The following is a 12,661-nucleotide window of genomic DNA, read 5'->3' as shown; positions in this document are numbered from 1 at the left end:
CGGCGGCGAAGATGCCCGGCCTGCGCAGGCCGGGCATCGCAAGAAGGGTTATAGCTTGCGGAAACGGCTCTGTACGCCGAAGGTGTCGGACGTCACGTAACGCTCGACCTGACGCAATTGCTGTTCGCCGCTGCCCAGCTCATATTCCAGCTGATCGAGCAGCTGGCGCGGCGTTTTCTGATGCTCGCCCTCGAAACGGCTGGCCGGCGCTTCGTCCAACACGAAGACCAGCGCGATATAGGCCACCAGCGTGAAGAAGAACAGCCCAAAGAACAGCGACAGCACCACCATCACGCGGATCAGGCGCACCGGCACGTCGAAATAATGGGCCAAACCGGCGCAGACGCCTTTCACCATGCCTTCTTCGGGTACGCGATAAAGCTTTTTACTGCCCAGCGTATTGCTCATCAGGACTGTCTCCAGTTCGGGTGTTCCGCATCGAGGATCTCTTCCAGCGCCTGAATGCGTTCACGCATGCGTTTGGCGTCTTCCGCCAGCTGCGCCAGGCGCTGCATTTCTTGCTGACTCAGCTGGATGCCGGTCTGTTGCCGATTGCTGTAATGCAGCCAAAGCCAAATCGGCGCGACAAACAGCACGAAAATTGTCAGCGGAATGGCAAGTAATAAAGCACTCATTGTTATTCCTTCTTATTCGGGTCCTGGATTGGCGGCCACCTCCGGCGTGTGGCCGCGGTTCGCCTTACTCTGAGCGGTTCATCTTGGCTTTCAGCGCCGCCAGCTGCTCACTGATGGCGTCGTCGGCTTTCAGCTCGGCAAACTCTTGGTCCAGCGACTTCTTTTTACCGATGCTGATGCTTTCCGCTTCGGCTTCCATGTGGTCGATGCGGCGCTCGAACTGTTCGAAACGCGCCATCGCCTCATCCAGCTTGCCGCTGTCGAGCTGACGGCGCACTTCACGGGAAGAAGACGCGGCCTGATGACGCAGCGCCAGCGCCTGCTGCCGCGCGCGGGTTTCGGTCAGCTTGTTTTCCAGCTCGCCGATTTCGCTCTTCATGCGCGCCAGCGTTTCTTCTACGGTCGCCACTTCCTGCGTCAACGTGGCGATCAGATCGGCCACCTTTTGTTTTTCGATCAGCGCCGCGCGGGCCAAGTCTTCTTTATCCTTACGCAGCGCCAGTTCGGCTTTTTCCTGCCAGTCGCTTACCTGGCTTTCACCCTGCTCGATGCGGCGCAGCAGCTGTTTCTTTTCCGCCAGCGCGCGCGCCGACGTAGAGCGGACTTCAACCAGCGTGTCTTCCATCTCTTGGATCATTAACCGCACCAGCTTCTGCGGATCTTCCGCCTTGTCCAGCAGGGTGTTGATGTTGGCGTTCACGATGTCGGCAAAACGAGAAAAAATACCCATAATTCACTTCCTCTTGGTTCTGATGGCGTCTGAAGCGCCGCGTTAAGTCGTACAGCTTGCCTAAAGATATAATCAAAACCCGTGCCAACTTTTATATTATTGAAAAACAACAATTCTTTATTTTTGACTCTCCGAGCGCTTGCTGTAGAGTGATTATTTTCACCAAACATTGGCGAATTTCATCATGAACGAACAGCCAGAGAATTTGTTGGGCGAAGCAAACGCCTTCGTCGACGTATTGGAGCAAGTCTCCCAGGTGGCAAAGCTGAACAAACCGGTGCTGGTGATCGGCGAGCGCGGCACCGGCAAGGAGCTGATCGCCCACCGCCTGCACTACCTCTCCAACCGTTGGCAAGGGCCGTTCATCTCGCTCAACTGCGCGGCGCTGAATGAAAATCTGCTGGACTCCGAGCTGTTCGGCCACGAGGCCGGCGCCTTTACCGGCGCGCAGAAACGTCATCTGGGCCGCTTCGAGCGCGCCGACGGCGGCACGCTGTTCCTCGATGAGCTGGCGACCGCGCCGATGCTGGTGCAGGAGAAATTGCTGCGGGTGATCGAATACGGTCAGCTGGAACGCGTGGGCGGCAGCCAGCCGCTGCGGGTGGATGTGCGGTTGGTGTGCGCCACCAACGACGATCTGCCGGCGCTGGCGGCGGCGGGCAAGTTTCGCGCCGATCTGCTGGATCGGCTGGCGTTCGACGTGGTGCAGTTGCCGCCGCTGCGCCAACGCCGGCCCGATATCATGTTGCTGGCCGAGCACTTCGCCATTCAAATGTGCCGCGAGCTGGGGCTGCCGCTGTTTCCCGGCTTTACCGAACGCGCCAGGCAGACGTTGCTCGAATATGGCTGGCCGGGCAACGTGCGCGAACTGAAAAACGTGGTGGAACGTTCGGTCTATCGTCACGGCGACAGCGATAGCCCGCTGGATGAGATCGTCATCAACCCGTTTGCGCCGCGCGAGGCCACGCCGGTCGCGCCCATTCCTGAAGACGCCGCCGCGTTGCCGCCGCTGCCGTTGGATTTGAAACACTGGCAGCTCGAGCAGGAGAAGGCGCTTCTCGAAGCGGCGCTGCAGCAAGGCCGGTTCAATCAGCGCAAGGCGGCGCAGCTGCTGGGGCTCACCTACCATCAGCTACGCGGCATGCTGAAAAAACATGCGCTGCTGCAAAACGGCGAAGCGGACGAGGAATAGCGGGCAAAAAAAAAGCCAGCACCCGAGCTGGCTTAAAAAACACTGGAAGCAATGTGAGCAATGTCGTGCCTTCCACATCAGAGCCGCAAACCGTGGCCTTCCGTGAACTGCCAGGCGATGATAATAGTTATCAGTATCGTCTGTAAAGCACTTTGTTGAGAATTTTTCTCATTACCACACGAAGATTGCGCAATTACCACTCAGGGAACGGGTCCGCCATCTCCAGCCAATAGTCCACGCCGGCGGCCATTTCATCGTCGCTCAGCAGGCAGTCATCCAGCAAACGCACGATCGCCGCCTGTTGCAAGTGCTGGCCGATAAACACCAACTCCTGGCGCATGTCGCCGAACGGCTCCACCCATTTCTCCTGAATATGTGCCCGCGTTTCCGGATCCTGCGGCCAATTATCTTGCGGGATAGCGCGCCAAAAGGTGCCCGCCAGGCCGTAATGGGCGATGCCGCCGGCCTGGCTCCACTGCCCGGCCTGTCGCGGACGCGTCGCCAGCCAGAAGAAGCCTTTCGAACGCAGCAGCTTGCCGCCGCCCCAGTCGCCGTTGATCACACGGTAGAACTTGTCCGGCGCAAACGGCCGCCGCGCTTGATAGACAAAGCTGCTGATGCCGTAGCTTTCCGTTTCCGGCACGTGTTCGCCGCGCAGCTCTTTCAGCCAGCCGGGCGCCTGCTGCGCCTTTTCAAAGCTGAAGCTGCCGGTATTCAGCACCGCCTCCAGCGGCAGTTTGCCCGGCGCGATCGGCACAATGCGGGCGTCGGGATTCAGGCTGGCCAGCAGCGCCATCACTTCGCCCTGCTGCGTTGGCGTCAACAGATCGGTCTTGCTGACCAGGATCACGTCGCAAAATTCAATTTGCTCGATCAACAGGTCCGCCACGCTGCGCAGATCGTCCTCGCCCAGGCTTTGGCCGGCCTCCTGCAGGCTTTGCGCCTGTTGGTATTGCTGAATGAAATTCACCCCGTCGACCACCGTCACCAGCGTATCCAGCCGGGCGAATTGGGACAGGCTTTCGCCCGCTTCATCCTCAAAGGTAAAGGTTTCCGCCACCGGCAGCGGCTCCGAGATGCCGCTCGATTCGATCAACAGGTAATCGAAACGCCCCTCCTGCGCCAGTTCGCGCACCGACACCAGCAGATCTTCGCGCAGCGTGCAGCAGATGCACCCGTTGCTCATCTCCACCAGCTTCTCTTCCTGGCGATCAAGATGCACTTCATTCTCTACCAGCGCGGCGTCAATGTTCACTTCGCTCATGTCGTTGACAATCACCGCCACGCGCATGCCCTGCCGGTTGTTCAGGATATGGTTCAGCACCGTGGTCTTGCCGGCGCCGAGAAAGCCGGAAAGCACGGTCACGGGAAGTTGTTTCATGGAAACCTCATTAAAATTCATTGCGTAATGCCTGATAACCGCGCACCAGTTCGACGTTGGTGGCGGCCACTTCTTCCGAAAACTGCAGCGCGCCGCGATCGACCTGGCGATAACGCGACAAATCGCTGTCCGGCCCCACGCGCTCGGTCGAGGGGATATAGCGGTTTTCCGGCAGCGTCACGCCGTCCACCACCGCGTTGTAGCGCACCACGCAGCCGGACTGAACGTGGCAGTTGAACAGCACGCTGTTGAAACCGATAAACACCCGATCGTCGATGCGACACGGGCCGTGCACGATGGCGCGGTGGGCGATCGAGCTGTAACGGCCGATGGTGACCGCCGCCCCGCTCTTGGAATGGATCACCACGCCGTCCTGAATATTGGAGTGCGAGCCGATGACGATCGGCTCCATGTCGCCGGTTGCGTTCAACTCGTCGGCGCGGATCACCGCATACGGGCCGACGTAGACGAAATCTTCGACGATCACCCGGCCGCATAGAATGGCGGTGGGATCGATGTAGGCCAGCGGCGAGACCTGCGGCAGATGGCCACTGGGATTTTTACGCAGCATGGTGTTCTCCCCGCCAGCTCAGCTCCGCCACCGCATTGTGGGCATGCAGGCTCTCCTGATGTTCAACGCGCAGCGAGAAAGCGCGGTAGTCGCACTGGCTGCGCAGCATGCGATACAGACGGCGCGCCGCGTCCTCGCAAAACATCAGGTTCTGACCGTTGGCCAATGCGAAGGCCTGTTCGTCGCGGCGTTTCACCAGCGTTTGTACCGGCGTGCCCAGCGCGTGTTCGATGCGGTCAATCAGTTTCACCGGTTCGAACGCCCGTTCATTCTCGGGCGTCACGGTGATCCAGGCCCAGCTGCGCTGGCTGTGGGGCGTGGCCGGCATTCCCTGCTCCAACAGCCACTCGCTCACCTGCCGCTGGCTGACCCGCTCCGCCTCCTGTTCAAAATCAAACTGGAACTGTTGCTGCGCCAGCTGGCGGCTGAGCGCCGCCGAACTCGGGCAAGTAGAGGAGTAAGGCACGCCGACGGTCAGCGCCAGCGTCAGCGTGTCCGTCAGGGTGGCCTCGATGCGCAGCGGATAGGCTTTCCAGCCGCGCTGCGGCGACAGCAGCGCCGGGCGTGACAGCAACAGCTCGCCGCTGAGCGTCAGGCTGGCGCGATCGCTGTGTTCCGGCTGCGAATCCAGAAAAGCCTGCAGCGTCCGACCGATGCGCTGCGGCGTCAGCTCTCCCTGCGTCAATTCGTCCAGCGCCAGATACAGCCGCGACATGTGAATGCCGCGTTCCCCCGCCGCCTCGGCGCGCAGGTTGATACCGGCGTCGACCTTCGCCATCAATGGCTTGCCGGCCAGCTCCAGCGGCAGCGCGATCCCTTGCATCCCGACCCAATCGAGCCCGACATCACTCATTTCGCCGCGCCCTGCCTGAGCGTCCGGCAGCGAACGGCGTGGTGGAAGTGCAACTTCGTTCATACATCCCCTTGCGTTGTTGTGACTTTGCCGGGGAACGGTAACATGTTTTTGTTATATTATAACATAACATAAAAAACTTTTTTCTTGCCGCTGAACGGCCTGATTAATCAAGTCGCAGAAAACTCAGCGATTTTGCTCAATGGATTGGGCTGCCGGTCAGAGTGCGATACACTAACGCTATTGCTGATTAACCCATGAGCCTCTATGCGTGGTTTACCCTTTTGGATACTGTCGTTGTGCCTGACGGGCTCTGCCCTGGCCGCGACAACACCGCCCGCGCCCACCGCGGCGCCGCTGCCGGACATTCGCCAGAGCGGCTTTGTCTATTGCGTCAGCGGCATACTGAATACCTTCAACCCGCAAATGGCCAGCAGCGGCCTGACGGTGGATACCCTGGCCGCCCAGCTGTACGATCGCCTGCTGGACGTCGATCCCTACACCTATCGCCTGATCCCCGAGCTGGCGCAAAGCTGGGAAGTGCTGGATAACGGCGCTACCTACCGCTTCCATTTGCGCAAGGACGTGCCGTTCCAGACCACCGCCTGGTTCACGCCCACCCGCAAGATGAATGCCGACGACGTGGTGTTCAGCTTTGCCCGCGTATTCGATCAGAAACATCCGTATCACGACGTGAACGGCGGCGAATACCCCTATTTCGACAGCCTGCAGTTCGGCGATTCGGTGCAGAGCGTGAGAAAGCTCGACGACTACACGGTGGAAATTCGCCTGCAGTCGCCCGACGCCTCGTTCCTGTGGCACCTGGCGACTCATTATGCGCCGGTGTTGTCCGCCGAATACGCCGACACGCTGACGCGCGAAGGCCATCAGGAGCTGATCGATCGTGAGCCGGTCGGCAGCGGCCCATTCCTGCTCAACGAATACCGCTCGGGGCAATATATTCGGCTGGCGCGCAACGCCGCCTACTGGAAAGGCCTGCCGCGCATGCCGCAGGTGGTGATCGATCTGGGCGCCGGCGGCACCGGCCGCCTCTCCAAGCTGCTGACCGGCGAATGCGACGTGCTGGCTTATCCGGCGGCCAGCCAGCTGTCTATCCTACGCGACGATCCGCGCCTGCGCCTGACGCTGCGCCCAGGGATGAACATCGCCTACCTGGCGTTCAACACCCGCAAACCGCCGCTCGACAACCTCAACGTGCGCCAGGCGATCTCGCTGGCGATCAACAACCAACGGTTGATGCAGTCGATCTATTACGGCACGGCGGAAACCGCCGCCTCGATCCTGCCGCGCGCCTCCTGGGCCTACGACAACGATGCGCACGTCACCGAATACGATCCGGCCAAATCGCGCGAGATGCTGCGGCAGGCCGGCGTCAGCCAGCTGAACCTGAAGCTGTGGGTGCCGACCGCCTCGCAGTCTTACAACCCGAGCCCGCTGAAAACCGCCGAACTGATCCAGGCCGATCTCGGCCAGGTGGGCATCAACGTCACCATCGTGCCGGTGGAGGGCCGTTTCCAGGAAGCGCGCCTGATGGAGATGAACCACGATCTGACCCTGACCGGCTGGGCCACCGACAGCAACGATCCGGACAGCTTCTTCCGGCCGCTGCTGAGCTGCGCGGCAATCCGTTCGCAAACCAACTATGCTCACTGGTGTGATCCGGGCTTTGACGAAGTGCTGCAGAACGCGCTGCTGTCGCAGCAGCTGTCTCAGCGCATCGACAACTACCGCAAGGCGCAGAAGATCCTTGAGCAGCAATTGCCGGTGCTGCCGTTGGCGTCTTCCCTGCGCCTGCAGGCCTATCGTTACGACATCAAGGGATTGGTGCTGAGCCCGTTCGGCAACGCCTCGTTCGCCGGGGTGTACCGTGAATCCGCGCCGGAGGTGAAAAAGTGATTATCTTTACCCTGCGCCGCATTCTGCTGCTGCTGATCACACTGTTCTTCCTGACGCTGGTCAGTTTCAGCCTGAGCTATTTCACGCCGCGCGCGCCGCTGAACGGCGCCGCCCTGCTGGACGCCTATCAGTTCTACTTCGTCAGCCTGCTGCACTGGGACTTCGGCGTCTCCAGCATCAACGGCCAAGCGATCAGCGAACAGTTGCGCGAAGTGTTCCCGGCTACCATGGAACTGTGCCTGCTGGCCTTCGCTATGGCGCTGTTCATCGGCATTCCGCTGGGCATCATCGCCGGCGTGCTGCGCGGCAAGTGGCAGGACACCGCCATCAGCACCTTCGCGCTGCTGGGCTTCTCGATGCCGGTGTTTTGGCTGGCGCTGCTGCTGATGCTGTTCTTCTCGCTGCACCTGGGCTGGCTGCCGGTATCCGGCCGTTTCGACCTGCTGTATCAGGTGAAGCCCATCACCGGTTTCGCGCTGATCGACGCCTGGCTGTCGGATTCGCCGTACCGCGCCGAGATGATCGGCAGCGCCCTGCGCCACATGATCCTGCCGATCGCCGCGCTGGCGGTGGCGCCCACCACCGAAGTGGTGCGCCTGATGCGCATCAGCACCGACGACGTGCTGAGCCAAAACTACATCAAGGCCGCCGCCACCCGCGGCCTGTCGCGCTTCACCATCATCCGCCGCCACGTGTTGCACAATGCGCTGCCGCCGATCGTGCCCAAGCTGGGGCTGCAGTTCTCCACCATGCTCACGCTGGCGATGATCACCGAAGTGGTGTTCAGCTGGCCGGGCCTCGGCCGGTGGCTGATCAACGCCATTCGCCAGCAGGACTATGCGGCGATCTCCGCCGGCGTCATGGTGGTCGGCACGCTGGTGATCACCATTAACGTTCTGGCCGACATTCTGGGTGCGGCAACCAACCCGCTGAAACATAAGGAATGGTATGCCCTTCGATAACGTATACCGCGAGAAAAAGATGCCGAGCCCGTTGCGCTACACCTGGCGGATTTTCTACGGCGACGCGCTGGCGATGATCGGTTTTTACGGCGTGATCGCCCTGCTGCTGCTGTCGCTGTTCGGCAGCCTGCTGGCGCCCTACGCGCTGGATCAGCAGTTCCTCGGTTATCAGCTGCTGCCGCCGTCCTGGTCGCGCTACGGCAACGTGTCGTTCTTCCTCGGCACCGACGATCTCGGGCGCGACATCCTCAGCCGTCTGTTGACCGGCACCGCCGCCTCCTTCGGTTCCGCGCTGGCGGTGACGCTGGCCGCGGCGTTCTGCGGGGTGATCCTCGGCGTGTTCGCCGGCGTCACCCACGGGCTGCGCTCGGCGGTGCTTAACCACATTCTCGACACTCTGCTGTCGATTCCGTCGTTACTGCTGGCGATCGTGGTGGTGGCGTTTATCGGGCCCAAACTCGAACACGCCATGCTGGCGGTGTGGCTGGCTCTGCTGCCGCGCATGGTGCGCACCATCTACAGCGCGGTGCACGATGAGTTGGAGAAAGAGTACGTGGTGGCGGCGCGCCTTGACGGCGCTTCCACGCTGCAGATCCTGTGGTATGCGGTCATGCCGAACATCGCGGCGGTGCTGGTGACCGAGTTCACCCGCGCGCTGTCGATGGCTATTTTGGATATCGCCGCGCTCGGCTTCCTCGATCTCGGCGCGCAGTTGCCTTCGCCGGAATGGGGAGCGATGCTCGGCGATTCGCTCGAGCTGGTGTACGTCGCGCCCTGGACGGTGATGTTGCCCGGCGCGGCCATCCTCGTCAGCGTGCTGCTGGTTAACCTGTTGGGCGACGGTATGCGCCGCGCAATCAATGCCGGGGTGGAATAATGCCGTTACTCGATATCCGCAATCTGACGATTGAATTTATGACCGCCGAAGGGCCGGTCAAGGCGGTCGATCGCGTCAGCATGACGCTGACCGAGGGCGAGGTGCGCGGCCTGGTGGGCGAATCGGGCTCCGGCAAGAGCCTGATCGCCAAGGCCATCTGCGGCGTGACCAAAGACAACTGGCGCGTCACCGCCGATCGTTTCCGCTTCGACGACATCGATCTGCTGCAGCTGAGCCCGCGCGAGCGGCGCAAGCTGGTGGGCCACAACGTCTCAATGATCTTCCAGGAGCCGCAGTCCTGTCTCGACCCTTCCGAGAGCATTGGCCGCCAGCTGGCGCAGGCCATCCCGGGCTGGACCTACAAGGGCCACTGGTGGCAGCGCTTCAACTGGCGCAAACGCCGCGCCATCGAGTTGCTGCACCGCGTCGGCATCAAGGATCACGACGACATCATGGGCAGCTTCCCCTACGAGCTGACGGAAGGCGAGTGCCAGAAAGTGATGATCGCCATCGCGCTGGCCAACCAACCGCGCCTGCTGATCGCCGATGAACCGACCAACGCCATGGAACCGACCACGCAGGCGCAGATTTTCCGCCTGTTGGCGCGTCTCAACCAGAACAACAACACCACCATTCTGCTGATCAGTCACGACCTGCAGATGATGAGCAAGTGGGCCGACCGGGTGAACGTCTTGTACTGCGGGCAAACGGTGGAAAGCGCCCAGTGCGAAGAACTGCTGGCGGCGCCGCACCACCCTTACACCCAGGCGCTGATCCGCGCCATGCCGGACTTCGGCCGCTCGCTGCCGCACAAAAGCCGGTTGAATACGCTGCCGGGCGCCATTCCTTCGCTGGAACACCTGCCGATCGGCTGCCGCCTGGGGCCGCGCTGCCCTTACGCACAGAAGAAGTGCATCGAAACGCCGCGCCTGCGCCCGGTCAAAAACCACTTCTTCGCCTGCCACTTCCCGCTGAACATGGAGGAGCAATAACATGGAAACGCTGTTGGAAGTGCGCAACCTGAGCAAAACCTACCGCTATCGCACCGGGCTGTTCCGCCGCCAGCACGTCGAGGCGGTGAAATCGGTCAGCTTTACCCTGCGCGAAGGCCAGACGCTGGCGGTGATCGGCGAGAACGGCTCCGGCAAATCCACGCTGGCGAAGATGCTCTCCGGCATGGTGGAGCCGACCGCCGGCGAGCTGTTGATCGACGATCATCCGCTGGCGTTCGGCGATTATCGCTATCGCAGCCAGCGCATTCGCATGATTTTTCAGGATCCGAGCACCTCGCTCAACCCGCGCCAACGCATCGGCCAGTTGCTGGATGCGCCGCTGCGGCTGAACACCGATCTGGAACCCGCCGAGCGCGAGCAGCGCATCAACCAGACGCTGCGCCAGGTCGGCATGCTGCCGGATCACGCCTACTACTATCCGCACATGCTGGCTTCCGGGCAGAAACAGCGCGTCGCGCTGGCGCGTGCGCTGATCCTGCAGCCGAAAGTGATCGTCGCCGATGAGGCGCTGGCCTCGCTGGACATGTCGATGCGCTCGCAAATCATCAACCTGATGCTGGAGCTGCAGGAAAAACACGGTATTTCCTATATTTATGTCACCCAACATCTCGGCATGATGAAGCATATCAGCGACCAGGTGCTGGTGATGCATGAAGGGGAAATCGTCGAACGCGGCAGCACCGCCGAGGTGTTGGCGGCGCCGCTGCACGAATTGACCAAGCGTCTTATCGCCAGCCACTTCGGCGAGGCGCTGACCGCCGATGCCTGGCGGCGCGACGGCGGCCGCTTCTGAGTCACGCCTTCACCTCCAAACCCGCTGCGGCGGGTTTTTATCGCCTTGCGCGCCTGCCGCTTAGCAAGAAAGCGCACATGCAAATTACATTCTTGTTATATATCCTTATATTTTATTCCTTTCAGTTATTGATTAGTCCGTAACATTATTTTATCTCGCCAGGGCGATCGGTGAGGATATCCCCTACGTTGCACTTCTCATACGACAGGATATCGCACTGATGAACAGCATTCACCATCGCCGCCTTACGCAGTTTCTGCTCACGTTGGCAGCCGGTTTTTCTGTTTACGGCCACGCCCTCTGCTGTGATGAGCTGCGCTAAAACCGCCTTTCGCCCCGCCTGCGGGCATGTTGCCTCTTTGTCCAGCCGACGCTGCCGCGCGCAGCGGCGGCTGCTGATCATGATTAAGGATTGACCCTATGGAACGACTCCGTCGACAACATAATGCCCAGTGGTATCACGAAACCCAAAGCAGCGTGCGGGGCGATGCGCCGCTGGAACCGCAGGCGGCCACCCTTCGCGATCGCTTTCTGCTGGGGCTGGGCGCCTTCGCCGATGAAGCCTTAAACAATGCGCTCAGCGCTCGCGCCGGCGTGTTCAGCGCCTCGTTGGCCGGCTACCATGCCCTGTTTCCCGACCAGGTGCCGCTGTCACGATACGTGACATTGTCACCCTACGATCGCCTCAGCACCGCGTTGACCGTCGCTCAGGTGACGGGCGTGCAATCGCTTTGTAGCCACTACGCCGCTCGCCTCGCCCCTCTGCACAGCCCGGACGCCTCCCGGGAAAGCAATATCCGCCTTGCTCAGATCACCCAATATGCCCGCCAGCTTGCCAGCCAGCCCACGCTGATTTGCCGCAAGGCGCTGCAACAGCTCGCCGACGTCGGGCTGAGCCCGGCGGATATCGTCACCTTTTCGCAGGTGATCGGTTTTGTCAGCTATCAGGCGCGCGTGGTCGCGGGTGTCGCGGCGTTGGCCGGCCGGCCGGCGGTGGTGGTGCCCGGCTTCCCTAACGTCGAAGACGCCGATGGCGTCGCGTTCAGTGCCGAAGAGTTAAGCTGGACCGCGCGTCTGCCGCCAATCGACACGGAAGCCGCCGCCGCCGAACAGCTTGATGTGCTGGATCAGAGCCACCCGCAGGCGCGCGCCGAATCTTATTATCTGCTGTTGGCGCACGATGCCGCCGCACTGCGCGAGCGTAATGGGGTGTTCAACGGCATCAATGCCGAAGGATATGGGTTATCGAGCCGCCTGAAGGCGCTGGCGACGCTGGCGGTCTCGCGCATCAACGGCAGCCATTACTGCGCGGCCACCGTCGCGCAAGAATTGCAGGATGAGGGATTGGTTCAGGCGCTGTTCGCCGGGCTGCCTCAGGGACTGGCGTATACCGAAGACTCGGTAAAACTCGCGGTGATGCGCACTGCCGCCGAGCTGACTCGCGCACCGGAGAAGTTCACCCCGCAGAGCGTGCAGCCGTTGTTCAACAGCGGCCTGAATCAGGCGCAGGCGCTGGAAGTGATCCTCACCGCCGCGCTCTACGCCTGGGAAAATCGCCTGCGCCAAACGCTGGGCGATGCGGAACCGGCACAACCGGCGCCGTGATCTGTCATCACTGAGTTGACGGCTAGCGTCCTTCGCCGTTAACTCACCCTTCTCTGTTTCGGCGAAAAACTTCACCAAAATATAAATTGATAAAGCAAAAATCCAAACACACTTCATTTATCAGGATTATGA

Annotated in this window: 14 protein-coding genes; 7 read left to right on the top strand and 7 right to left on the bottom strand. The window is 61.2% G+C overall.

Features of this window, described 5'->3' with window-relative positions:
* Positions 1-48: 48 nt before the first annotated feature.
* The 3 genes from pspC to pspA all read right to left on the bottom strand — a co-directional run bounded on the left by pspC (position 49) and on the right by pspA (position 1,365).
* Complete coding sequence (gene pspC, locus ACMGGK_RS10380; protein ID WP_015378011.1) at positions 49-408, bottom strand: envelope stress response membrane protein PspC; 360 nt, start codon at positions 406-408, stop codon at positions 49-51.
* Complete coding sequence (pspB, locus tag ACMGGK_RS10375) at positions 408-635, bottom strand: envelope stress response membrane protein PspB (RefSeq protein WP_004930553.1); 228 nt, start codon at positions 633-635, stop codon at positions 408-410. Before pspB ends, pspC begins: the two co-directional genes overlap by 1 nt.
* Positions 636-699: 64 nt before the next feature.
* On the bottom strand, positions 700-1,365 hold the full coding sequence (gene pspA, locus ACMGGK_RS10370) for a phage shock protein PspA (RefSeq protein ID WP_004930555.1): 666 nt from the start codon (positions 1,363-1,365) through the stop codon (positions 700-702).
* A 184-nt stretch (positions 1,366-1,549) separates the two neighbouring features.
* On the opposite strand from pspA, the gene pspF reads away from it, so the two are divergent.
* Positions 1,550-2,557, top strand: coding sequence for a phage shock protein operon transcriptional activator (gene pspF, locus ACMGGK_RS10365; RefSeq protein ID WP_049299379.1), 1,008 nt, complete (start codon positions 1,550-1,552; stop codon positions 2,555-2,557).
* Positions 2,558-2,750: 193 nt separating this feature from the next.
* Here the strand turns inward: pspF and zigA are convergent, their stop codons facing one another.
* Genes zigA through folE2 form a run of 3 tightly spaced genes read right to left on the bottom strand, consistent with a single transcriptional unit; the run spans position 2,751 to position 5,425 of the window.
* Positions 2,751-3,938: a zinc metallochaperone GTPase ZigA gene (gene zigA, locus ACMGGK_RS10360; RefSeq protein WP_049299380.1), complete on the bottom strand. Its 1,188-nt coding sequence runs from the start codon at positions 3,936-3,938 to the stop codon at positions 2,751-2,753.
* Between the two features lie 10 nt (positions 3,939-3,948).
* Positions 3,949-4,509, bottom strand: coding sequence for a carbonate dehydratase (locus tag ACMGGK_RS10355; RefSeq protein ID WP_164052326.1), 561 nt, complete (start codon positions 4,507-4,509; stop codon positions 3,949-3,951).
* Positions 4,499-5,425, bottom strand: coding sequence for a GTP cyclohydrolase FolE2 (folE2, locus tag ACMGGK_RS10350; protein ID WP_164052323.1), 927 nt, complete (start codon positions 5,423-5,425; stop codon positions 4,499-4,501). The genes ACMGGK_RS10355 and folE2 overlap by 11 nt, the downstream gene beginning before the upstream one ends.
* A 204-nt stretch (positions 5,426-5,629) precedes the next feature.
* Here folE2 and sapA point away from each other — a divergent pair, with 204 nt between their 5' ends.
* The 5 genes from sapA to sapF are packed head-to-tail and all read left to right on the top strand — an operon-like array spanning position 5,630 to position 10,924.
* On the top strand, positions 5,630-7,279 hold the full coding sequence (gene sapA / locus ACMGGK_RS10345) for an ABC transporter substrate-binding protein SapA (RefSeq protein ID WP_015378016.1): 1,650 nt from the start codon (positions 5,630-5,632) through the stop codon (positions 7,277-7,279).
* A complete protein-coding gene (sapB, locus tag ACMGGK_RS10340) occupies positions 7,276-8,241 on the top strand; it encodes a putrescine export ABC transporter permease SapB (RefSeq protein ID WP_016927552.1) in 966 nt (321 codons plus the stop codon). Before sapA ends, sapB begins: the two co-directional genes overlap by 4 nt.
* On the top strand, positions 8,228-9,118 hold the full coding sequence (gene sapC, locus ACMGGK_RS10335; RefSeq protein ID WP_420276865.1) for a putrescine export ABC transporter permease SapC: 891 nt from the start codon (positions 8,228-8,230) through the stop codon (positions 9,116-9,118). The genes sapB and sapC overlap by 14 nt, the downstream gene beginning before the upstream one ends.
* Entirely contained in the window at positions 9,118-10,110 is a 993-nt protein-coding gene (sapD, locus tag ACMGGK_RS10330; RefSeq protein ID WP_016927551.1) for a putrescine export ABC transporter ATP-binding protein SapD, read from the top strand. The genes sapC and sapD overlap by 1 nt, the downstream gene beginning before the upstream one ends.
* Before the next feature lies 1 nt (position 10,111).
* Complete coding sequence (gene sapF, locus ACMGGK_RS10325) at positions 10,112-10,924, top strand: putrescine export ABC transporter ATP-binding protein SapF (RefSeq protein WP_016927550.1); 813 nt, start codon at positions 10,112-10,114, stop codon at positions 10,922-10,924.
* A 145-nt stretch (positions 10,925-11,069) separates the two neighbouring features.
* Here the strand turns inward: sapF and ACMGGK_RS10320 are convergent, their stop codons facing one another.
* On the bottom strand, positions 11,070-11,327 hold the full coding sequence (locus ACMGGK_RS10320; protein ID WP_164052319.1) for a hypothetical protein: 258 nt from the start codon (positions 11,325-11,327) through the stop codon (positions 11,070-11,072).
* Between the two features lie 17 nt (positions 11,328-11,344).
* On the opposite strand from ACMGGK_RS10320, the gene ACMGGK_RS10315 reads away from it, so the two are divergent.
* Positions 11,345-12,529: a CMD domain-containing protein gene (locus tag ACMGGK_RS10315; protein WP_049299384.1), complete on the top strand. Its 1,185-nt coding sequence runs from the start codon at positions 11,345-11,347 to the stop codon at positions 12,527-12,529.
* The last annotated feature ends 132 nt before the right edge of the window (positions 12,530-12,661 follow it).

It is taken from the genome of Serratia sp. BNK-33-b, from assembly GCF_048684565.1.
Classification (GTDB): Bacteria; Pseudomonadota; Gammaproteobacteria; order Enterobacterales; family Enterobacteriaceae; genus Serratia; species Serratia marcescens.
This window is presented reverse-complemented; position numbering and strand designations above follow the sequence as displayed.